Here is a 21381-nt window from a genome sequence, read left to right as displayed (position 1 = left end):
TGCACTACCTTGGTCATGGGAGCCTCCCTTCTTGGTGCAACAATCTTGCGGCCACGTTTGGCGTGTCCCGCGTGCACAAGGTGAGGCTCCCATCTTTCTCAGCTCACTCCAACCGAACACATGGTAACTCTGCGGTGAAGCCCGATTCCGCTCTTCTCTTCAAGCGCCGCGCTTCGCCGCCACCCGATCCATCACTGCGATCACCAACACCGCGACGCCGATGATCAGCCGGTCGGCGTAGGTGCCGCCGGGGATCTGCGGCAACGCGTTGCGCAAGACGCCGAAGATCAGCGAGCCGAGCACAGCACCGACAACCGAGGCGCGACCGCCGCTCAACGATGCGCCGCCGATTACCGCGGCGGCGATGATATCGAGCTCGTAGCCAGTCGCGAGATCGGCCTTGCCCTGGCCCTGCACGACCGCGAGCACGACCCCAGCGAGTGCGGCGAGCGTACCGCCGGCAACGTAGACGAAGGTCTTGACTCGATTCACGCGCACCCCGGCGTAGCGCGCCGCGGTCTCGTTGCCGCCGACGGCGAGCAGATGGCGGCCGAGCGCGGTGTATTGCAGCACGATGTGGAACGCGATCGCGGCGACGAACATCAACATGCCCGGCCACGCCCCGAGCGGAATTGCGAGCGGTGCGAACTCGGCCGGCAGCCGCCCCGACAAATCGTAGAACCGTCCTTCGGTGACCAGGAAGCCGGCGCCGCGCGCCATGCCCATCGTGCCGAGGGTCGCGATGAACGGCGGCAATTGCGCTCGTACGATCAAGGCGGCGGCGACACTGCCAACCAGCGTGCCGGTGAGGAGCCCCGCGGCGATCGCCACGACCAACGGCCAACCTTCGACGACGAACAAATGTCCGGTGACCACAGAGGCAAGCGCAATCACCGATCCGGCGGCGAGATCGATGCCGCCGCTGCCGATGATCAGCGCCGCGCCGATCGCGCCGATGCCATAGATGCTGGAATACTTCAGGATCAGGCTGATGTTGCCGAGATTGGCGAAGGTGTTCGCGCGGCCGTCGTGCGGCGCTAAGACGACGGCGAACAACGCGAACTCGAGCGTGAGAATGAGCGCGGCACTGGCGCCGGAGACCAACCGCCAACGCCTCACGCCGCCCCCGTGATGAGCGCCGCGAGGCGCGGCTCATCCGCGTCGCCGATGGCGAGGGTGCCGACTTGCGCACCTTGGCGCAGCGCGATGACGCGATCGCACAACGCCAGCAGCTCGAGCAGCTCACTCGACGCGATCACGACTGCAGCACCCGTTTCGGCTTGCGCACGGATGATGGAGTGAATGTCGGCCTTCGCGCCGACGTCGACTCCGGCGGTGGGGTCGTCGAGCATCAGCACATCGGGTGCGCGGCGCAGCGCGCGGGCCAACAACACCTTCTGCTGATTGCCGCCCGAGAGCGCCGCCGGCAGCGCGTGCGCGCCTCGTGTACGAACGCGCAGGCGCTCGATCCACTGATCTGTTTCCATCTCTTCGCGGCGCGCCCGCAGCCAACGCGCGGGCGCGGGCAGAAAAATGTTTTCGCGCAACGACAGCGTCGGGATCAATCCGTTGCGCAGACGATCCTCCGGAACCAGCGCCATTGTGCCGCGGACTTCAACATCGCCAGCAGATCGCGGAGAGGCGCCGGCGATGCAATCGAGCAGTTCGCTGCGGCCGGCACCGACGAGTCCGGCGAGCCCGACGATCTCGCCCGCAGCGACCACGAAAGAGATGTCGCGCAGCGGCGGGGCGAACAATCCGCGCACCCGCAGTGCGACACCCGCTCCCTTTGGGACAGGGGACCTTTTCGCGCTCGCAGCCAGTGGCCGTCCCACCATCCGCGTCACGATCGTCGCCGCGTCGATGGCTGCGACCGGATCGGTCGACACATGCTGGCCATCGCGGAGGACAGTGACGGTGTTGGAGATCGCCAACACCTCGTCGATCTGATGCGACACGTAGACGATCGCGGTGCCGGCGTCGCGCGCCCGACGAATCGCAGCGAACAGCAGATCGGATTCCGCGCGGCCGAGCACGGCGGTCGGCTCGTCGAGCAGCAACACGTCGGCGGGTACTGCGAAGGCGCGCGCCAGTTGCACCTGCTTACGCACCGGTGCACTCAGCTCGCCGACGCGTGTGGTCGCCGACGCAGTGCAGCCGATCTGGGCAAGCGCCGCGCGCGCCTTGCGCTGCATCGCCGTGCGACGCAGCAGACGTGTTGCGTTCCGCAACTCGCGACCGAGGAAGATCGTCTCACTAACGGTCAGATCGAGTGCCAGCGCCAACTCTTGCGGCACCCACTCGATGCGCAGCGGCCGCGGCGACGCAATCGTGCCGCGATCGAGCGGCGTCACGCCGGCGATCGCCCGCAGCAGGGTCGACTTGCCCGCGCCGTTCTCGCCGATCAGCGCGTGGATCGTGCCGGCGCCAATCGCGAGCGAGACGCCGTCAACCGCGACGGTCTCGCCGTAGCGCACCAGGGCGTCTGAGATCGTAAGCACCGCCGCCTCCGGCATGCGTTGTCCTTACAATGAGAGATAGGAAGTTGACAGCCGAAAGCGCTTGGCGGTTCACTCGCCGTTGCGCTCGTGCTAGCCACACGGCATGGCTGACAACGGGACACTGCTTCCGCCTCCGCGCCGTGGCTTTCCGTTCGGCGTGATCATTGCGATCATCGTGGTGCTCGCGATTGCGGCCGGACCGCTGGTGCTGCACTTCGGACAGAAGCGCCACAATCAGCTGCCGTTCGATTTGGCGGCGCGCTTTCCGGACAGCGAGCCGCTGGTTGGTGGCGAGGCGTTTGCCACCACCGTCGCCGAGATCATGGATCACGAGCTGCACGGCGTCACCGGCTGGCGGCCGAACGACTTCATCCTTTGGGGCCCCAGCCTGTGGGCCGACAACAACGCCAATCGCCAGCTCGGCATCCTGCAAGCGCTGCGCGAGAGCGTGCGCGTGCTCAAAGACCATCTCACCAAAGTGTCGAGCGATCCGTACGATGACAACTTGGTGGCTGCGGACACGGCATTGCGCAACGACGCGTTCAAACTCTGGCTCCCGTCGGCCGAAAGCAAGTACGCCGAAGCCGTGCAGCGGCTGCGCGCCTATGTCGACGGTTTGCGGGCGAAGCCGCCGCGATCGAAGCCGATCAATCAGCGCAACATGGAACTGATTCGCCTCATTCAGGCGTGGACGGATTTGCTCGGCGATGCGCATGCGGCCTTGTACCGCAGCCCCGAGAGCGTGTGGCGCACCGACGACGACTTTTACCATGCCCAAGGCGTGGCGCATGTGATCTTCCATCTCGTGCGGGCGATCGAGCGCGAGTATCGTCACGGCGAGGAGACCAAGCCGATCATTCGCACCTTGTTCGACGAAGTGGCGACCGCGCTCGGCCAGGCGGCCGCGTTCAAGCCCTTCATCGTGTTCGACGGCAGCCCTAGCGGACTGTTCGCCAACCATCGCCGCAACCTCGATGCGTACATCAGCGAAGCGCGCCAGAAGCTCTACTCGGTGCGCGAGGAACTGGAGAAGTGACCGAGCGCACGCGCCGGCTGGTGCTGTGGCTGGCGCTCGGCGTGCTGCTGGCCGCTTTTGTCGGCATCGATTTGGTCTACACGCACGGGCATTAGCCGGAAGCCGCTGGTCCGCGGATTTCTCTGGCACCTTGGCGGAAACTACGCTAAGAGAAATTTCGCACTTGAGATGGGCATAGAAGGCGACCCGCGGCCCGAGCCGCACAGTAGATACTTGGTATTGGTTCTTCCCGCCTAGACCTCCGTGGAGGTCCCGGCGCGCTGAACGGGATCTTCATGGCGACGGCAAACGTTACAGTCGGAATTTTACGCAAGTTGCTCGCCGGTGGTGTCACCGGCCGCGCTGAACGCTTGCTTGCGCGCCTGCATCCCGCCGATCTCGCCCCCCTGCTCAGCGGGCTCGAACCGGACGAGATCCGCACCGTCGTCGATCTACTGTTCAGCAGCCAGCGCGCCGCGAACACGCTCAAAGAGCTACCGCCAGAGTTGCTGCCGCAAGTCATTGAATCGCTCAGTGACGAACGCCTGGCCGAGGTCATGGCCCGGCTCGAAATCGACGACTTGCTCGAACTGATCGGTGCGGTACCCGAAGAGCGTCGCGCCGCGGTGGTGGCACGCTTACCCGAACCCAAGCAGGCGGAGTTGCGCAAAGCGGAAATGTATCCGCCCGAGAGCGCAGGCCGCGTGATGACCACGCGCTTCGTGGCGCTCGAAGAGACCATGGCCGCGCAGGCCGCCATCGATCGCTTGCGCGCCGCCGGTGACGACAGCGAAGCCATCATGTACCTCTACGTCGTCAACGGCGAGAACCGCCTGCGCGGTGTAGTGCCGATCCGCCGCCTGGTATCGGCGCCGCCGAACAAGCTGTGCGGCGAGTTGATGATCCCCGATCCCGCGAGCGTCAACGTGCGCGCGGATCAGGAAGAAGCCGCGCGCTTGGTGGCGCGCTACAACTTGCTGGCGATTCCGGTCACCGACGACGACGGCCGCATGCTCGGTGTGATTACGGTCGACGATGTCATCGACGTGATCACCGAAGAGGCCACGGAAGACATGTATCAGATGGCCGGCTTGTCGGAGGAGGATCGTGTCTTCAGTCCGGCCGCGCAGTCCATCCGCAAGCGGCTGCCGTGGATGCTGATCAACCTGGCGACGGCATTCCTCGCCGCCTGGGTGGTGGGGTTGTTCGAGCATTCGATTGCGCAGATCGTCGCGCTGGCGACGTTCATGCCGATCGTCGCCGGCATGGGTGGCAACGGCGGCACGCAGGCGCTCACCGTGATCACGCGCGGCATCGCGCTGGGCGAAATAGAGTTCTCCAGCGGCCTGCGCGCGGTGGTGAAGGAGGTCATGGTTGGCTTCGCGATCGGCGCCGCAACGGGACTGGTCAGCGCGGTCGCCGCGTTCCTCTGGCGCGGCAATCCGTTTCTCGGCCTCGTGCTGTTCCTGGCGATGGTGATCAACATGGGCGTCGCCGGTCTGTCGGGTGCAGCGATTCCGATTCTGCTCAAGGCGGTCCGGCAAGATCCGGCCCTCGGTTCCGGCGTCATCGTCACCACCTTCACCGACGTGTTTGGCTTCCTGTCGTTTCTCGGCATCGGGACGCTGCTGATCGATCACTTGAAATGACTGCGCGCGCCTTGACCATCGCGGGGTCGGACTCCGGCGGCGGGGCGGGGATTCAAGCGGATCTCAAAACGTTCATCGTCTTCCGTGTCTACGGCATGACCGCGGTCACCGCGCTGACGGCGCAGAACACCACCGGCGTGAGCGGCATCGAGGCGGTTGCGCCGGCGTTCGTGCGGCAGCAGATCGATGCGGTGATGAGCGACATCGGCGCCGATGCGGTGAAGACTGGCATGCTGGCGAATGCAGCGATCATCGAGGTGGTCGCTGCCGCCGTGCGCGATTGGCGCATCGACAACCTCGTCGTCGATCCGGTGATGGTGGCGCAGAGCGGCGCACCCCTGTTGGAACCGTCCGCGCGCGACGCGCTGCTGGCGACGTTGATTCCGCTCGCTCGGTTGGTGACACCGAATACGCACGAGGCCGTGGCGCTTACTGGCCTCCCAGTCTCCAACGTACCCGAGATGAGGGCCGCGGCGCGGACGTTGATTCAGCGCGGCGCCCGTGCGGTTCTACTCAAGGGCGGCCATTTGATGGGCGACGAATCCGTCGACGTCTTCGACGACGGCAAAGCCGTACGCGAGTTGCGCGCCCCGCGCGTCGACATCCGACACACCCACGGCACCGGTTGCCAACTCTCCGCCGCGATCACCGCCAATCTTGCGCTTGGCCGTACGCTCGACGATGCGATCGATGTCGCCAAGCGCTTCATCACCGCCGCGATTCGCAGTGGTCTCGCTATTGGTCACGGCAACGGACCGGCGAATCCGCTGGCGTGGTTGGACGAGGCATAGGACGGCTATGCCGTCACAGATCACACCACGCGAACTCAAGCAGCGACTCGATCGTGGTGACGACTTGATTGTGCTCGACGTGCGCGAGGCCGAGGAGTTGGCGCTCGCGCGCCTCGTCGGTGCGGTCCACATTCCGATGGGCGAGATCGCGGGGCGATTGCACGAGATCGACTCCGACGCCGAGATCGTGGTGGTGTGTCACCACGGTGTGCGCAGCGCGCAGGTTGCGAGCCTTCTCGCGCAGCGTGCGTTCGTCCGCGTCGTCAATCTCACTGGCGGCATCGACGCGTGGTCGCAGACGGTCGATCCGACCGTGCCGCGGTACTGATGGCGGGCGGTACCGCCAATACTCGGCGACGAAACGGTTGCAGCGGACGGTAGCATCTGAGAGACTTTGCCCATGCGCGCGATTGCTTCGGTGCTGGCTGTGATCGGATTGCTGCTGGCGATCAGCGCGTGCAGCGGCGGCAGCGAATCGAGTACGCCGGAAATTTCGTCGAGTGGTGCGCAGCTTGCGGCCGCACAACAGACTCCCGTGTTTCGCAATCTGGGCAAGCGCGGCGACTCGAAGCTTTGAGCAAGAGATTTCCGTCTGATCGTCGACCCATCTAGCGGGGCCGGGGCGGAGTCCACTCGCCGCCCCATTGGTGAAATCGGCACGGTTCGCCGTCCCAGCGGGGATTGCCGACAATGCGCGAACAGCAGGGATAGCGATGGTGTGGATGGTGGCGATAGTAGTTGCGCGGCACAGACCACCAGGCGGCGGCGCTGGTAGTCGTCAAGGTGAGCGTCACTGCGCCGATTGCCAAGACGAGTGCGACCGCACGAACAATCTTCGACATGGAATTCTCCGATGACGGGGTGTTGAACGCGAGGGTGGTGCCGAAGTTGCGCCCGCGTCTCTTCGCGGACGGCACACTTCTGTGTTGACTTTCCCGTTCATCCCTTCGATACACTGTGGACGGAGCGCCACCGCGCTGTGAGTCTGGGTGAGGTTGGGGTGGGGCCATGCCGAACTTTCGCCATCGTCTGCCACGCAGTCAGCAGAAGGTCTACGACCGGAGCAATACGATTCCGGCCGTCCCGGTGCGGGTTAGCCCGCGCCTTGCGCGCGCGACCACACTGTTAATCGGCGCGCTCGAATCGGGCGAGCAGCCAGCGATCGAGCGGCTGGCACAAGCGATCAGCGACGAGATTTGCGGCGCGCTGCGCGTGCCGGTGGTGCGCGTGTTGGTGCGCGGAACGCGTCCGTCCGATACCCGGGGCGAATTGCACGGGCTGTACAGTCCGGGGCTGCGGCAGGACAAGATCGAAGTCTGGATGATCACCGCCAAGCGCGGCCAAGTGGTCGCGTTCAAGACGTTCCTGCGGACCTTGTTGCACGAGATTTGCCATCATCTCGACTACGAGCTGCTGCACCTTTCGGTTTCGTTGCACACCGACGGATTCTTCAAACGGGAGTCGAGTTTGTTCGCGCAGCTGACGCGGGCCGCGTCGCAGCGGCCGCCGGAGCCGGTGGCCGAATATGCATAGCGACCGTCGCGCGTGTGGTGCGCTCCCTTCGAGGTGAGGTTACATGGCCGAGTCGCGCATTGAAATCACCGATAACCTGGACCTGTTGCTGGCGGTGCTCCCGCCACGCGTGCGACAGCAACTCGAAGCCGCCCCGGTGCTCGATACGCTGATCGAGATCGTCCTCGACCTCGGCCGGCCGCCGGAAGCGCGCTTTCCCAGCGGTGTGATGCCGTTGAATCAAGGACAGGTCACGCGCGAGGACCTCGACTACATGGTCGCGCGCATCGGCGCCTTCACCAAGGACAACCGCGCCGGGATCGAGCGGACGCTGCACCGCATTTCGGCGCTGCGCAATCGCTTCGGCGAGATCATCGGGCTGACCTGCCGGGTGGGGCGTGCGGTGTATGGCACGGTGGAGATCGTGCGTGACGTGATCGAAGCGGGCAAGAGCGTGTTGATCCTCGGCCGGCCGGGCGTGGGGAAGACGACGCTGTTGCGCGAAGCGGCGCGCGTGCTTGCCGATGATCTGGGGCGGCGCGTAGTGATCGTCGACACCTCCAACGAGATCGCCGGCGATGGCGATATCCCGCACCCGGGCATCGGCCGGGCGCGTCGCATGCAGGTACCGACGCCGGACCTGCAGCACGCGGTGATGATCGAGGCGGTGGAGAATCACATGCCCGAAGTCGTCGTCATCGACGAGATCGGTACCGAAGCGGAAGCGCTCGCCGCCCGCACGATTGCCGAACGCGGCGTGCAGCTGATCGCGACGGCGCATGGCAATACGCTGGAGAACTTGATCACCAATCCGACGCTGGCCGATCTGATCGGGGGTATTCAGTCGGTCACATTGGGTGATGATGAGGCGCGCCGGCGTCGCACGCAGAAGACGGTGCTCGAACGCAAGGCGCCGCCGACCTTCGACATGCTGATCGAGATTCACAGCCAGGAACGCTTCGCGGTCCATTCGGACGTCGCCAAAGTCGTGGATGCCTTGCTGCGGCAGGCGCGCGCGCAACCGGAGCTGCGGCTGCGCCGGCCGGACGGCGGCTTCGATCGCGAAGCGCCACGAGTCGAGTCACCCACTCCGATGCGGCGGAACGTTGAAGAGACGGGTTCATCGCGCCGGCCCGTCCGGATCTTTCCGTACGCGATCAGCCGCGACCGGTTGGAGCGCGCCATCCATGAGTTGGATGCCGCGGCCACGGTCTGCAGCCATCCGCGTGACGCTGATCTCGTGCTGACGCTCCGCGCCTTGTCGCGCAAGCATCCGAAGAAGCTGCGCGAGTTGATGACGCACAACGTGCCGGTTCATGCGGTGAACGCCAATACGGTGGGCAAGTTGATGGATTTCTTACGCGAGCACCTCGAGATCAAGAACGAAGAACTCGATCCCGATCAGCAGGCTGCACTGCGCGAGGCCGAAGATGCGATCGCCTGCGCCATTGCGGAGCGCCGGCCCGTGGAGTTGGGACCGCAGAATGCCTACGTGCGCCGCCTGCAGCATCAACTCGTCGAGGCCTACGGCTTGGCATCGGAGAGTGTGGGGGCGCAACCCTTCCGCCGCCTGCTGATTCGGCCGACGCGGACGCCGGCCAGCGCGGTTGGTGAGCGGCAATTCACCGACCCGTCGCGGCAAGATTTTGCTTGACATCTTAGGGTCACTCGTTGCACTTATAGCGCGATTTTCAACGGTTCTGTGGCCGTTGAGCAACTTGTTTGAAAGAGGGGAGGACGGTTGATGACGAAGTCACAATTGGTGCAGAAGATAGCCGAATCGGCGGACTTGGCGAAGAAGCAAGCCGACTCGGTGTTGGATGGATTGGTGAAGATCATCGTCGGCTCACTCAAGAAGGGTGATCCGGTCAAGATCCCTGGTCTGGGAACTTTCAAGAAGGTACAGACCAAGGCCCGTATGGGCCGCAACCCGCAAACTGGCGAAGCGATCAAGATTCCGGCCCGCAAGAAGGTCCGCTTCTCGGTTGCCAAGCCGCTCAAGGAAGCCGTCCTCGGCGCGAAGAAATAGCTTGGTCCCGGCGCATGGCCGGGCCACGCGATGGACATAACTCCCTGCTCCGGTCAGAATCTGACCGGGGGAGGGAGTTGTGTATCATCTGATGACCTTGGCCGGCTTCGGCGCGACGGAGATAAGCGGCTATCACCACGGTGGACAGATTTTTTCATTTGGCTAATGGCGCGCGGTGCGGCATTTTCAGCGTCCGTAGCCTGTTTCACCGAAGGAGAGGCACACCATGAATGACCGCTCGTTTGGTCTCTTCGAGCCCGACGCGTTACTGCCCGCCCAGTTCTATGCCGCCTTTCGCGGCGGTTCCGGAGTTTCGGGGGAAAAGCGGTTGATGTTGGCGGTGCTTCAGGACGCGCTCGATTGCTTCCAGAAGTATGCCTTTGCCAAAGATGGGCAGGGGCAGCAGATGTTCTCCGATGCGAGCGACTGGATCTGCAACGAGGACCGCGCGTGGTATTTTTCTTACGAGAACATTTGCGAGATCCTGGAGATCAATCCCGAGTATCTGCGCCGCGGGGTGAAACTCTGGCGGCAGCGGGTGGGAAGCGCGGCCGGCCAGGCTGCACTTCAGACCCCAATCGCGGCCACCAGTGAAGCCCCGCTGCGCGCGGTAGGCTGAGCACTGGCGCCGCCGAAGCGGCCGGCTTCGGCAGGGCAACCGCGTCGCTTCCCTGACTTAAATTGGAAGTCACCGGGGGCGTCGGCTAAGCACGCGAAATGCTCATAATCGGACTAACCGGGGGCATCGGCTCGGGCAAGAGCACGGTGGCGAAGTTGCTCGCTCAACTCGGCGCCGAGGTCATCGATGCCGATATCGTTGGGCACGAAGTGTACCGGCCGGGGTCCGACGGCTGGCAGCAAGTGGTGGACGCGTTTGGGCGCGATATTGTCGCGGCAGACGGGTCGATCGATCGCAAGCGGCTCGGCGCCGTGGTGTTTGGCGATCCGACCGCGCTCAAGCGCTTGACGGCCATCGTCCATCCTTTGATCCACCGCGAAGTTGAGCGCCGTATCGCGGCGCGCCGCACCGCCGGATTTCGTCAGCCTATCGTGGTCGAGGCGGCTGTTCTCATCGAGGCCAATTGGCTCGATCTCGTCGACGAAGTGTGGCTTGTCGTGGCGAGCCGCCACTCGGTTTTGACTCGTCTGCAGGCCGATCGCGGCATGCAGGCCGCGCACATCGAGGCGCGCATCGCTGCCCAGCTCAGCGATGGCGAACGCCGGCAGCACGCCGACGTCGTGATCGAGAACGATGATTCGCTCGGCGACCTCGAAGCGCACGTACGCACCGCATGGGCGCGCGCAGTGGCGGCATGAAGGTTCGCGCCGTCATCTTCGACCTCGACGGCACGCTGGCCGACTCGGTGGAGTTGTTCTACGGCTTTGCTTGCGACGTGGCGGCGGATCTCCAGCTACCACAACCGGAACGTGAGGTAGTCTACGATTTGATGCGGACTGGACGATCGACGACGACGCATCTCGTACCAGCTTCCATTCCGCGTGATCGCGTGGCCGCCGTATTCGCCGAGCGCGGCCGGTACTGGTTGCGCCGCTACTATGAGGAGACCCAGCCGATATCCGGCGTCCTCGCGGCGGTGCGGTCGCTGCACTCTGCGGGCCTAATGCTCGGCATCGCCACCTCGTCAGGCCGCGATATCCAATTTCTGGCTCGCTGGGGAGTGCGTGAGCTGTTTGCGTCAGTGGTCGGGCGCGAGGATGTCGTCGCGCGTAAGCCGGCGCCGGACGTGATTGTGCAATGTTTGGCACGACTCGGGATGGCGCCACACGAAGCGGTCTACGTCGGCGACTCGCCGATCGACATTCAAGCCGGGAAAGCTGCCGGGGTAGCGACTATCGGCGTCCTCAGTGGCGCGAGCCCGGCGGCCATCCTGGCGGTGGAGGCACCGGACGCGATCGTATCCGGTGTGGCCGATGTGCCCGCGTTGTTGAGCTGAGGTGGTGTGCGGTTACGCTGCCTTGTTGACGAGCGCTGAAAGCCCGCGGCGCGGGCTGCGATCCTTACGCCGGATCTCGCGCCGGATGGCGGATTGCGAGAGGGCGAACTGACTACACACGGCTTCAAAACTGAACGCGCTCGACTCTGGGCTGTAGTTGAAGAAATACGCTTCGGCGTCTGCCCGTACCGCCGGGCAGTGGTTGTCTAGATCGGCTAGGGCTTGTTCGAGCACCGCGATCATCAGCAGCTCCTCCGACATCAACGTCCGCCCCTCAGTCTCCGGCCGCAATGGTTTGATTCGAATCATGCACTAACCCCTTTCGTCACTCGGACGGAAGGGGTGAGCAATGGCGATGCCAGGTGCCGCAATGCCGGACCGCTCCCTTCTCACCCCGCAACCGCGTGGGGGGATGCCATACCAACGTTCAGTTTCGTCAACGACGAGGCAAAAAAGTACGATGACCGCGCACCGTACCGCGCTAGCGATCGCGGCCCTCGGTGAGTGCGGCGGCGAGCTGGCGCGTCAGCTCGCCCGCCAAGTGACGGCGCAGGTCCGGCAGTTCGCACCCGGCGGCCGCGGCGTGCCCACCACCGCCGAAGGCGCGGGCCAGATGCGAAAGGTCGACATCGCAGTCTGGTGAACGCCGTAAGCTGACGGAGAGGCTCTTCGCATCGAATAGCGCGAACACCGTGCGCGACGCCTGCTTTCCCCACTTGTCGGCGATCTCGCTCGGGTAGCCATCGCACACGGCCGCAACCAGGGTCACGTCGCGCCCGGTGATTGGTTGCGCGACGCGGCTCGCGTCGGCGACGGCAAAGCTGTGCGTGAGTTCCGCCGTCAGCCGGGTCGCGGCGTCGCGCATGCGCGGCGTATAGGTCACGGCGCGATCGATCGTGAGCAGATCTTCGTACGCCGGCAGGCCGCCCATCGCCCGCACCGTCAGCGCCAACTCGCGCGACCCCGGCACTTGATGCAGCCAGCGATCGTTGTCGTCGGCCATCGCGATCACCGGGGCGAGGTCGTCGAAGGCGGCGTCGCGTACCCCGCGCGCTGCTTGCTGCGCGGACAGGTACTCGTAGGTGAGGCGCGATGCGGCGTAGTCATCACGCACGACGGAGTCGGCGAACGGGACGTTGACGCCGCCGGCGGCGACGCGTTCGATCGCGGTGCGATGGTGATCGATCCAGTAGACCTTCACTCCGCGCTCGGCCAAGTGGCGCAGGTGCGCATCGGCCTCGCGCGTAGTCCACGAGATGTCGGTGATCCAGATCTCATGGTCAGACTCCGCGGGCTCGCAGCGCAGCTCGAGAATTGTTTCGTCGATCTTCTGATTGCTCGCGAAGCACGGGATCACCGTTGCGTCTCGATGAAAGCGGGCGACGGCTACCGCAGCTGCAACCCCATCGAGGCAGTGCGGGCCATGGCTGACGACGTGGACAATCTTGCGCCTCTTCTCTACGCTCATGCGCCATTATAGACAGAGCGGCATGGCAGCGGGAAGGAGACAGGCAGTATGAAGTTGGCGGGACGAGTGGCGCTGATCACCGGCGCGGGGAGTGGTTTGGGGCGCGAGATCGCACTGACCTTCGCGGCTGAGGGCGCCTCCATCGCGATCAATGACGTCGACAAGCTGAACGCGGCGAAAGTGGTGAAGGAGATCGAGGCCACCGGCGGCAAGGCCCGCGCATACATCGCCGATGTTTCCGACAGCGTCGAAGTGGCGGCAATGTTCGAGCACCTGGTCGACGAACTCGGGACCATCGACATTCTCGTCAACAATGCCGGTGTAGCCATCATGAGTGACGAAGTGAAAGCCAACTTCAACACCGCGGTACAGGAAATGATGACTACGGGCAAAGCCACGACCTCGGCGGGAGCGACCCGCCTGATGTCCGATTCGCAGTGGCGGCGCACGCTGTCGATCCACCTTGACGGCACATTCTATTGCACGCGCGAAGCGCTCAAGGTGATGGAGCCCAAGGGCGCGGGAAAGATCATCAACATGGCCTCAGTGGCCGGCACGACCGGGCTGGCCGGCTCGCCGGACTACTCGGCGGCGAAGGGCGGCATCATCGCGCTGACCAAGTCAATCGCGCGTGAGGTGATCGGCCGCGGCATCTACGTCAACGCGATCGCGCCGGGCTACGTCGACACGCCGCTGCTCGATGTGATGGACGCGACCATGCGGCAGATGGCGATCATGCAAACCCCCATCGGACGCCTCGGCACGCCGGCCGAGATCGCAGCCGTTGCGCTCTATCTCGCTTCCGCCGACTCCAGCTACACCGTGGGGCAAGTGATCAGCCCGAACGGTGGGTATCATATGTAAGCCTCCGCAGTGGCCGGGCTGCACTGCGAGCGCGGCGATGCAGCACCGCTCATGCGCGCGGCCATCGATTTGGATGGGACCGGTAGCATTCCACGGCGGCTGCGCCTTGATTTTCCTGGCCCTTTTCCGCCCTTCCCGCGATTGCCTGGTTTCGAGTACAATTGGCATCCGACTTGCCTTCTCCCCTAAACAAGAGGAGGCACGAATGGATCTGTTCAACATGATCGCCATGAACGCAGCGTTGCCGCAGGGCATGTACGACGCATCGGTCGCGCCCGTACTACTCGGCCTGGTTGCCGTCGTGTTCGCCATCGGTTCCGCTCTGGCGTTGGTCGGGGCGCGTCCCACTGCAGCGCCCCGTCGCCGGCTTGCGATGGTCCAACCGCCCGCGTTTGGAGTCGCACGCTAACGAGGCTTTCGCTCCATGCCGTTCATTGGTCTTATCATCGCCGTGCTGCTGTTCATGCACTTCAAGCGGCAACATCGGCGTCTGCGCACGCGGTCGCGTTTCGGGCGGCACACCGCGATCGACGTGACCGCGCGCGATGCGACGCACGACTGGAAATCCGAACGCGAGCTGTGGCGCGAGCGCATGAGGGAAGAACGGCGACGGTGGCAGCAACTCGCCGACGAAGAGCGGCACCGCTGGCGCGACGCCGCGCGCGAATGGAAGCGCGGCCACTTCGTACCACCCAAGCGCGATCCCGAGCAGGAGGCGCTGCGGCGCGCGCGCCGGCGGGCTGCCGCGGTGGCCGGTTTCTACGCGCACCTGATGTGGTACCTCGCGGTCATCGCGCTGCTCGCTTTCATCAATCTCATGACTACCTCCTACCCGTGGTTCCTGTGGCCGGCGATGGGTTGGGGGATCGGACTGTTTTCGCACTACATGGCGGTGTTCGGTTCGCACTTCGTCCGCGAGCACTACTTCGATCCGGTGGTCGAGCGCGAGGTGCGCCGCGAGAAGCAGGCGATGACCACCGAGAAGCAGGCGTCGATCGAAGAGCTGTCGGCCACCATCGCGCACGAGATCCGCAATCCGATTGCGGCCGCCAAAAGTCTGGTGCAGCAGATGGGGGAGGACCCTCACTCGGTGGAAAACGTCGAGTATGCCAAGGTCGCAATCGATGAGCTCGATCGCGTTGAACGCCGCGTGTCGCACTTGCTCAAATACGCGAAGGAAGAAGAGTACACCTTCGCCCACGTCAACCTCGCCGGCGTGGTCGATGCCGCGCTGACGCAACTCAAGAGCAAGCTCGACGCGGCCAAGGTGCAGGTCGCGCGCAACTACATCGCCGGTCCGAGCGTGTGGGCCGATGCCGAGAAGCTGCAACAGGTGTTTGGCAACATCATCGACAACGCCATCGACTCGTTGGCCGCCGTGCCCGAGACGCGCCGCATCGATCTGTTCATCGAAAACGGCACGCCCAAGACCGCCACCGTGCGCGTGCACGACAACGGCTGCGGCATTCCCGAAGCCAAGGTTGCGAAGATCTTCAATCCGTTCTTCACCACCAAAGAGAAGGGTACCGGTCTGGGGATGGCGATCGCCAAGAAGATCGTCGATTCCCATCAAGGTCAGATCAGCGTCGACAGCGCGGAAGGGCGCGGTACCGAGTTTCGCGTCACCTTGCCGACGCCGTGAAGAGTCAGAACATGAAGGGTCGTATCCTAGTCGTGGACGATGAGCGCGCGATGCAGTTGGCACTGCGCGGGTTGCTCAGCAAGGAAGGCTACAGCGTCGACACCGCCAGCAGTGGCGAAGAGGCGGTGCGCAAGATCGAGGGCGGCGACTTCCATCTCGTCATCACTGACCTCAGCATGAGCGGGATGGACGGTCTCGGGGTACTCGCCCGCGCCCGCGCCTTCGATCCCGATCTCGCCGTGGTGATGATCACCGCCTACGGCTCGGAGAAAATCGCGGTCGAGGCGATGAAGACCGGTGCGGCGGACTACATCCCCAAGCCGTTCGACAACGACGAGATGCGCGTGCTGGTGGGCAAAGTGATGGAGAACACCGTGCTCCGCCGCGAGCACCGACGTCTGTTGGCGCAGGTGCAGGACAGCTACAGCTTCGACCAGATCATCGGCAAAAGCCCGGCGATGCAGCGCGTGTTCGAGACCGTGCGGCGGGTGGCCGATACGGATGTCACCGTGTTGATCCGCGGCGACAGCGGCACCGGCAAAGAGCTGGTCGCCAATGCGCTCCACTACCACAGTCCGCGCCGCACCAAGGCGCTGGTCAAAGTGAATTGCGCCGCCTTCAGCCGCGAATTGGTGGAGAGCGAACTGTTCGGTCACGAGAAGGGCGCGTTCACCGGCGCGATCGCGCAACGTGAGGGCAAGTTCGAGGCCGCCGACGGCGGCACGCTCTTCCTCGATGAAGTCGGCGACATGCCGCTCGAAACCCAAGCCAAGCTGTTGCGAGCGATTCAAGAGAAGGAAGTCGAACGCGTCGGCGGCAACACGCCGATCAAGGTGGACGTACGCCTGATCGCGGCGACCAATCACGACCTCGAGGCGCTCGTTCGGCAAGGTCGCTTCCGCGAGGACCTTTACTATCGCCTCAAGGTCGTCGAGCTGGTGATCCCACCACTGGCCGAGCGCCGCGAAGACATTCCCCTGCTGATCCAACGCTTCCTCACCGACGCCGCGCAACGGTTCAATCGACCGGTGAAGCCGTTGGCCGATGACGCGTTGCGCGCCTGCATGACGCATCCGTGGAAGGGCAATGTGCGCGAGTTGAAAAGTGTGGTCGAGCAAGCGCTGCTGCTAGCCGTGGGCGACGAGATCACGGCGGCCGATCTGTTGGGCGGTGTGGCCACAGCGCGCCCCGCCGATGGCCGTGCGACCGCCGCGCTGCCGGCCAATTTCAAGGACGCCAAGCAACAGATCGTCGAAGAATTCGAGCGCGGCTTTCTCACCAGCGCGCTCGCTCGTCACGGTGGCAACATCACCAAAGCCGCCGAAGAGGTCGGCATGTACCGCCAGAACCTGCAACAGAAAATGCGCGAGCTCGGTATCACCGTGTCTGACGACGGCGACGCCGCGGCCTGACGCACAAAGGAGATCCCCATGCGATTCTTTGCCCGCTTGACGAACCTGATCACCGGCACACTGCGCGAGTGGATGGGCACGCGCGAGCGCCGCAACCCCGCCGCGGTGTACGAAGCCGCCATCGGCGAGCGCGTGACGCAGTATGCCAAGCTCCGCGAGGCTGCCGCCAGCATCCTCTACTTGCGCAACAAGCTCGGCAAACAGCTCGACGACGCGACCCGCGAACTGGTCACGACGCAGGAGCAGATCGCGCTCGCGGTCGATCGCAATGATGATCCGGCGGCGCTGTTTCTCATCGGGCGCAAGGATCGTCTGACCGCCGACATCGAGCGTGTCACCGGCGAGTTGACGGAGTTGACCAACGAAGCCGAGGGCGCCAAGCGCAATCTCATTGCGTTCCAGAGCGACATCCAGCGCCTGCGCGAGGAGAAGGCCCGCATGCTGGCGCGGCTCGCCAACGCGCAGGCGCGTCTGCGCCTGCAACGCGCGATCAACGGCATCGCCGGCCTGACGCCAGACGCCGACATTCAGGCGCTCGAGTCGGTGCGGGAATACATTGAACGCAGCGTGACCGCCGTGGCCACGAGTCACGAAACCGGTGACGCGACCCTCGATGCACGCCTCGAAGCGATCCGCAGCGATCAGGCCGACCGCGCCGCGCGCGCGCAGCTCGACGAATTGAAGCGCAGCCGCCGGCGCGTGCTGTTGCCGATGGTCATGCCCAATGGTGCGGGTATCGCCGCTGGCTGAGGGCGTGAGTCATGACGCGTGATTCGTGACTCGTGAGTCGTCGAACTAGAACTGCGAGAGGAGGCAATCATGTTCTGGATGGGATTTGTTTTCGGGGCCGCGGCTAGTGCGTGGTTCATCTTGCATCGCAACGGCGATCTGCTGATTCGTCTGAGCGAGAAGACGCGCGAGGTCGCCCGCCGCTACCACGAGTGGGAAGAGTCGGGCCACGTCTAAGTCGCCGGTGAGTGCATACCCATTGACCGGCAAGGTCGCACTCGTGTCGAGAGTGATCTTCAGACCCGCATCACGCCGCGGCGCGGGGTCGTGGTGCCGCAGGTCTCGGCCGTCAATGGCGCGCCCATCTCGGCCAGCACGGCGCGGTGTTGCGCGACCGGCGTCCGCATCATCCGGTCTTCGAGTGGCTTGAGTTTAGCGAAACTATCAAGACGCAAGACGCGCTCCACGAACGCCGCGGTAGTCGGCCAGCGAGTGGGATCGACAGAAAAGTGGGCAAAGGCGGCGTTGCGGAAGAACACGGCAATGCTGATGTCGGCGATCGAGACGCTGCCGAACAGAAAGCCGTCGCGCGGCAGTTCCGCTTCGAGGTAGTCGAGCACGCGCGGGATCTCATCAGTCAGCGTCTTCTGGAGCGCCTCCTTGTCGGTCTTCTCGCCCCATATGAAGGGGTTGATTGCGACCTGGTTGAACAGTCGCCAGATGAAGACCTCGCCCATGCGGGTGTCGGCGAACTCTTCGAACCACCGCGCCCGCGCGCGATCGGCGATGTCGGCCGGATAGAGCGCTGGCCGGGGATAGCGATCCTCCAAGTACTGGCAGATCACCGACGAGTCGGCGAGCACCACGCGGTCGTCGCGCAACACGGGAATGCGGCGCACCGGGCTCAGTTGCGAGAACCGCTGGTCTCCCATGAACGGGATAATCGGGTCGATCTGGTAGGCGATGCCCTTGAGGTCGAGACACACGAGAACCTTGCGAACATAGGGCGAGATGTACGTGCCGATGATTTCAACTGGAGCGTTCATTCCATGATCTTTTCGCGATCCGCGACTCAACGATTTCGACTTGCTCGCGATCCTACTCTCCGTCCTGCGGGGAGTAAATTGCGCTCCGAACGCGAGGCGATGTCCGGCGTGCTCAAGTGATCGCTCAACGGATCGCTTGCCTCCGCGGCCGGGCACCGTTACTGATGAACGATGCCCGGTCCTTCGCGCATGCCCGCCAGCGTTCGCTTCGCGCTATTTCTCGGCCTCGTGGCCGCCACGGGCGGGTTCGCGCTGTGGCGCGCGCGTCACGGCATGCCGCTTACGCCGGAAGCGGTGCGCGCTGCGGTGGCCAGTTGGGGCCCGCTGGCACCGCTGATCTTCATCGGCGCGTGGTCCCTGCGGCCGCTGCTGTTCTTCCCGACCATCCTGCTGTTTGTCGGTGGCGGACTCGCCTTCGGTTCGTTGTGGGGAACGCTCTACTCGGTGATCGGTGGCACGCTCGGCGGGGTATTGACCTTTGCGCTGGCGCGCACGCTCGGGCGCGAGTTCGTGCAAGCGCGCATCCAAGACCGTTTTCCGCAATTGCACGAGGAGCGCTGGGGTCCTGGACTCGTCTTCATCCTCAACTTGATTCCGATCGTGCCGATCACCGCGATCAACTACGGGGCCGGCTTGTCGCGCATTGGTGTGGGCGAGTTCACGCTCGCGGTGATCGCTGGCTTGACGCCGCGTGCCTTTGCCTACAGTTTCTTCGGCAGCCGCATTCTCAACGCCCGCTCGCTCGACTTCGCCGGGGCGATCGCGCTGTTGGTCGCGCTGGTGGTGGTGCCGACGTTACTTCGCAAGCGGTTCTTGGCGGGCAGTGAGTAAACGATCAGCCTGCCGCTGACGGTGGATCCCTTCTTACAACGTCCCGCGCCGGATCACCGCGCGGAGATACACGGCGAACCCAGTTGCACCCGCTGCCGCCGCACTCGCGCGGGCCAACGCCCACACGTCACTGTCGCTCGCGTAGTGGCGCATCTCCCACAGCGCGTAGAACACGAAGAGCGCAACGGCGCTGGCGATCAGTATCTTGTGCGCGGTGAGGAGCGACATGGGCAGCGCGGATTCCCTACGTGGCCTGCTCGGGAGCGTCAAGGGGTTCGGGGGTTGAGCGGGCGATCATGATACGCTATGGTTCTTCATCATGAAGCCGTTGCAAGTCTATGTTGACGAAACCGACCTCAAGCAGCTGGAGGCATGGGCGCGCGAACGTCAATGGACCAAGTCGCAAGCGATTCGTGCGGCGATCCGCGCGCTGACCCGATCTGGAACCAAGAAAATCGACCCGCTCCTCGAGATGAGCGGCATGATCATCGATGACCTGCCAGCGGACGCCAGCGAAAAATTTGATCACTATCTCCAAAACACCTTTGTGGCTGAACGTGCGCCCATCTACCCCAAGCGTCGCCGCCCCCGCACGCGTCCTCGTCGATAGCGGGGCCTGGATCGCGCTGGTCCGCGCCAAGGATCAGTATCACGCGAGTGCCGAGCAGATGTTCCGCGATGCGATCCGCCACCGTATCCGGCTGGTGACGACCAACCTGATCCTCGCCGAGGTGCAGCGATTCATCCTCTTCCACGTCGGCATTCAGCCGGCGTTGCACGTGCTTGATCGCATTGAGGCCAGTCCGCTGTTGACGATCGAGTTTACAACCGCGGCGCACCATGCCGCCGCGCGCAAGTGGCTCGCGCAGTTCCCTGATCAGCGCATCAGCTACACCGACGCCGTCAGTTTCGCCGTGATGCGTGCGATGCGTTGCACGACCGCGATGGGCTTCGATCACGATTTCGAACTGGCCGGCTTCGCGCTGTGGCGGCCGGGTGATGCGAGAGGCTGATCAACCCGGGCCTGGAGGACCTTGCGTGTAGTGCGCGGGATTGGGGCAGGAGAGTGCGACCCCGTCGCCGACCCGCTCGTAGTGGTACGGCTGACCGGTGTCGGGATCGACCGGCGCAACGGTGAGATACGCGGGCCGAAGCGAATTGAGGTCGGGCGGCAGTTGGCCCATCGCGGTGGCGTACGCGGTGATGGCGTCGGTGATGGCCGCCATCCGCAACGCGCACGGAGTCTGGTACACTGCGAGCGCCGCGGCTGGGGTGGACTCGATGTCGGCGTCGGACTCCATCACGACGCTGATTTCAACGGCGGCGACGGCGAGCGCGACAATTGAACCGACCAGCCAATAGAGCTGGCGAGTACTCTTGGTGGCTGGGCCTTGCTCGACCGGCCGCTTCAGATCCTTGCGGATCTCGTCGGCCAGTTGCAGGGCGACGTTCCCGAAGTTGCGTGTGGGTTCAGAGGCCATCGAGGGCGCTCCTCACAGCTTGCCACTGCTCGCCGTGAGCCGGTTGTTTTGGAAGGTGAACGTCAGCGTCCCACGTTTGTTCGAGCCCTTCGCGGTCACGACGTAAGCGTTCTTGGTCAGTTGGCGCGTGACCGTGAGCGTGGTGCCCGCCGAGACGCGCGGACCCGGCAGGTTCGGAATGTTGGCGGGACCGATGACGGTGGTGCTGAACGTGGCCTTGCTGTCCAATCCTTCGAGCGCTTTACCGGCATTCAGCACATCGCTCAGCGCCGCGCGGTCGAACGCGCGCTGGCGCATGACGCTGTAGCTGAGCACGCTCATCTTGGCGAGAATGCCGACAATGGCGACGACCACCATCAGTTCAATCAGTGAGAAGCCCGCCTGTCGACGAGCATTGCGAAAGTTCAATGTGATGCCGCCCTGCATGTGCGTTTCCGACGACAGCTTGAAAAGCAC

General features: G+C 64.3%; 29 protein-coding genes. 20 read left to right on the top strand and 9 right to left on the bottom strand.

Translation table 11 applies throughout. From position 1 onward, the window contains the following. Window positions 1–159: 159 nt before the first annotated feature. Both HYR72_15765 and HYR72_15760 read right to left on the bottom strand, forming a co-directional pair. Entirely contained in the window at window positions 160–1119 is a 960-nt protein-coding gene (locus HYR72_15765) for an ABC transporter permease (GenBank protein MBI1816435.1), read from the bottom strand. After that, window positions 1116–2516, bottom strand: a complete 1401-nt coding sequence (locus tag HYR72_15760) for a sugar ABC transporter ATP-binding protein (protein MBI1816434.1) — start codon at window positions 2514–2516, stop codon at window positions 1116–1118. Before HYR72_15760 ends, HYR72_15765 begins: the two co-directional genes overlap by 4 nt. Before the next feature lie 88 nt (window positions 2517–2604). Between HYR72_15760 and HYR72_15755 the strand changes: the two genes are divergently transcribed. From HYR72_15755 to HYR72_15735, 5 genes are all read left to right on the top strand, one after another. Then, window positions 2605–3537, top strand: coding sequence for a DUF2333 family protein (locus tag HYR72_15755; protein ID MBI1816433.1), 933 nt, complete (start codon window positions 2605–2607; stop codon window positions 3535–3537). 275 nt (window positions 3538–3812) lie between these two features. After that, window positions 3813–5165, top strand: a complete 1353-nt coding sequence (mgtE, locus tag HYR72_15750) for a magnesium transporter (GenBank protein ID MBI1816432.1) — start codon at window positions 3813–3815, stop codon at window positions 5163–5165. Further along, window positions 5162–5956 (top strand): bifunctional hydroxymethylpyrimidine kinase/phosphomethylpyrimidine kinase, encoded by a 795-nt coding sequence (gene thiD, locus HYR72_15745; protein MBI1816431.1) that lies wholly within the window; start codon window positions 5162–5164, stop codon window positions 5954–5956. Before mgtE ends, thiD begins: the two co-directional genes overlap by 4 nt. A gap of 7 nt (window positions 5957–5963) precedes the next feature. After that, window positions 5964–6284: a rhodanese gene (locus HYR72_15740; GenBank protein ID MBI1816430.1), complete on the top strand. Its 321-nt coding sequence runs from the start codon at window positions 5964–5966 to the stop codon at window positions 6282–6284. 72 nt (window positions 6285–6356) lie between these two features. Next, on the top strand, window positions 6357–6533 hold the full coding sequence (locus HYR72_15735; protein MBI1816429.1) for a hypothetical protein: 177 nt from the start codon (window positions 6357–6359) through the stop codon (window positions 6531–6533). 31 nt (window positions 6534–6564) lie between these two features. On the opposite strand, the gene HYR72_15730 is transcribed toward HYR72_15735, so the two are convergent. After that, on the bottom strand, window positions 6565–6798 hold the full coding sequence (locus HYR72_15730) for a hypothetical protein (protein ID MBI1816428.1): 234 nt from the start codon (window positions 6796–6798) through the stop codon (window positions 6565–6567). Between the two features lie 166 nt (window positions 6799–6964). On the opposite strand from HYR72_15730, the gene HYR72_15725 reads away from it, so the two are divergent. The 6 genes from HYR72_15725 (at window position 6965) to HYR72_15700 (ending at window position 11452) form a co-directional block, all read left to right on the top strand. After that, window positions 6965–7489, top strand: coding sequence for a hypothetical protein (locus HYR72_15725; protein MBI1816427.1), 525 nt, complete (start codon window positions 6965–6967; stop codon window positions 7487–7489). Window positions 7490–7532: 43 nt separating this feature from the next. Continuing rightward, the gene (locus HYR72_15720) at window positions 7533–9122 is read left to right on the top strand and encodes an AAA family ATPase (GenBank protein MBI1816426.1); all 1590 of its coding nucleotides are present in this window, start codon (window positions 7533–7535) and stop codon (window positions 9120–9122) included. 90 nt (window positions 9123–9212) lie between these two features. Next, complete coding sequence (locus HYR72_15715) at window positions 9213–9497, top strand: HU family DNA-binding protein (GenBank protein MBI1816425.1); 285 nt, start codon at window positions 9213–9215, stop codon at window positions 9495–9497. A 226-nt stretch (window positions 9498–9723) separates the two neighbouring features. Continuing rightward, window positions 9724–10116: a hypothetical protein gene (locus HYR72_15710; protein ID MBI1816424.1), complete on the top strand. Its 393-nt coding sequence runs from the start codon at window positions 9724–9726 to the stop codon at window positions 10114–10116. 98 nt (window positions 10117–10214) lie between these two features. After that, a complete protein-coding gene (locus tag HYR72_15705; protein MBI1816423.1) occupies window positions 10215–10814 on the top strand; it encodes a dephospho-CoA kinase in 600 nt (199 codons plus the stop codon). After that, a complete protein-coding gene (locus tag HYR72_15700) occupies window positions 10811–11452 on the top strand; it encodes an HAD family hydrolase (protein ID MBI1816422.1) in 642 nt (213 codons plus the stop codon). Before HYR72_15705 ends, HYR72_15700 begins: the two co-directional genes overlap by 4 nt. A 12-nt stretch (window positions 11453–11464) precedes the next feature. On the opposite strand, the gene HYR72_15695 is transcribed toward HYR72_15700, so the two are convergent. Together HYR72_15695 and HYR72_15690 are read right to left on the bottom strand one after the other, a co-directional pair. Further along, a complete protein-coding gene (locus tag HYR72_15695) occupies window positions 11465–11761 on the bottom strand; it encodes a hypothetical protein (protein ID MBI1816421.1) in 297 nt (98 codons plus the stop codon). 172 nt (window positions 11762–11933) lie between these two features. After that, window positions 11934–12920 carry a hypothetical protein gene (locus HYR72_15690; protein MBI1816420.1) on the bottom strand — a complete coding sequence of 329 codons (987 nt, stop codon included), beginning with the start codon at window positions 12918–12920 and terminating at the stop codon, window positions 11934–11936. A 48-nt stretch (window positions 12921–12968) separates the two neighbouring features. Here HYR72_15690 and HYR72_15685 point away from each other — a divergent pair, with 48 nt between their 5' ends. The 6 genes from HYR72_15685 to HYR72_15660 all read left to right on the top strand — a co-directional run bounded on the left by HYR72_15685 (window position 12969) and on the right by HYR72_15660 (window position 17804). Beyond that, window positions 12969–13784 (top strand): SDR family oxidoreductase, encoded by an 816-nt coding sequence (locus tag HYR72_15685; protein MBI1816419.1) that lies wholly within the window; start codon window positions 12969–12971, stop codon window positions 13782–13784. Window positions 13785–13989: 205 nt separating this feature from the next. Next, the gene (locus tag HYR72_15680; GenBank protein MBI1816418.1) at window positions 13990–14193 is read left to right on the top strand and encodes a hypothetical protein; all 204 of its coding nucleotides are present in this window, start codon (window positions 13990–13992) and stop codon (window positions 14191–14193) included. Window positions 14194–14208: 15 nt separating this feature from the next. Beyond that, the gene (locus HYR72_15675) at window positions 14209–15426 is read left to right on the top strand and encodes a 2TM domain-containing protein (GenBank protein MBI1816417.1); all 1218 of its coding nucleotides are present in this window, start codon (window positions 14209–14211) and stop codon (window positions 15424–15426) included. An 11-nt stretch (window positions 15427–15437) separates the two neighbouring features. Beyond that, the gene (locus tag HYR72_15670; GenBank protein MBI1816416.1) at window positions 15438–16838 is read left to right on the top strand and encodes a sigma-54-dependent Fis family transcriptional regulator; all 1401 of its coding nucleotides are present in this window, start codon (window positions 15438–15440) and stop codon (window positions 16836–16838) included. Window positions 16839–16856: 18 nt separating this feature from the next. Then, window positions 16857–17588, top strand: coding sequence for a PspA/IM30 family protein (locus HYR72_15665; GenBank protein ID MBI1816415.1), 732 nt, complete (start codon window positions 16857–16859; stop codon window positions 17586–17588). A 69-nt stretch (window positions 17589–17657) separates the two neighbouring features. Next, the gene (locus tag HYR72_15660) at window positions 17658–17804 is read left to right on the top strand and encodes a hypothetical protein (GenBank protein ID MBI1816414.1); all 147 of its coding nucleotides are present in this window, start codon (window positions 17658–17660) and stop codon (window positions 17802–17804) included. A gap of 59 nt (window positions 17805–17863) precedes the next feature. Here the strand turns inward: HYR72_15660 and HYR72_15655 are convergent, their stop codons facing one another. Next, window positions 17864–18613, bottom strand: coding sequence for a glutathione S-transferase family protein (locus HYR72_15655; protein MBI1816413.1), 750 nt, complete (start codon window positions 18611–18613; stop codon window positions 17864–17866). A gap of 171 nt (window positions 18614–18784) precedes the next feature. Here HYR72_15655 and HYR72_15650 point away from each other — a divergent pair, with 171 nt between their 5' ends. Then, complete coding sequence (locus HYR72_15650) at window positions 18785–19444, top strand: TVP38/TMEM64 family protein (GenBank protein MBI1816412.1); 660 nt, start codon at window positions 18785–18787, stop codon at window positions 19442–19444. Window positions 19445–19477: 33 nt separating this feature from the next. On the opposite strand, the gene HYR72_15645 is transcribed toward HYR72_15650, so the two are convergent. Beyond that, entirely contained in the window at window positions 19478–19672 is a 195-nt protein-coding gene (locus HYR72_15645) for a hypothetical protein (protein ID MBI1816411.1), read from the bottom strand. 91 nt (window positions 19673–19763) lie between these two features. Here HYR72_15645 and HYR72_15640 point away from each other — a divergent pair, with 91 nt between their 5' ends. Together HYR72_15640 and HYR72_15635 are read left to right on the top strand one after the other, a co-directional pair. Continuing rightward, complete coding sequence (locus HYR72_15640) at window positions 19764–20054, top strand: ribbon-helix-helix protein, CopG family (protein ID MBI1816410.1); 291 nt, start codon at window positions 19764–19766, stop codon at window positions 20052–20054. Beyond that, the gene (locus HYR72_15635; protein ID MBI1816409.1) at window positions 20002–20457 is read left to right on the top strand and encodes a PIN domain-containing protein; all 456 of its coding nucleotides are present in this window, start codon (window positions 20002–20004) and stop codon (window positions 20455–20457) included. Before HYR72_15640 ends, HYR72_15635 begins: the two co-directional genes overlap by 53 nt. Here HYR72_15635 and HYR72_15630 read toward each other — a convergent pair whose 3' ends face one another. After that, complete coding sequence (locus HYR72_15630; protein MBI1816408.1) at window positions 20458–20925, bottom strand: hypothetical protein; 468 nt, start codon at window positions 20923–20925, stop codon at window positions 20458–20460. A 12-nt stretch (window positions 20926–20937) separates the two neighbouring features. Further along, window positions 20938–21351: a prepilin-type N-terminal cleavage/methylation domain-containing protein gene (locus HYR72_15625; protein ID MBI1816407.1), complete on the bottom strand. Its 414-nt coding sequence runs from the start codon at window positions 21349–21351 to the stop codon at window positions 20938–20940. Between the last annotated feature and the right edge of the window lie 30 nt (window positions 21352–21381).

This window comes from Deltaproteobacteria bacterium, from assembly GCA_016178705.1.
Classification (GTDB): domain Bacteria; phylum Desulfobacterota; class Binatia; order HRBIN30; family JACQVA1; genus JACOST01.
This window is presented reverse-complemented; position numbering and strand designations above follow the sequence as displayed.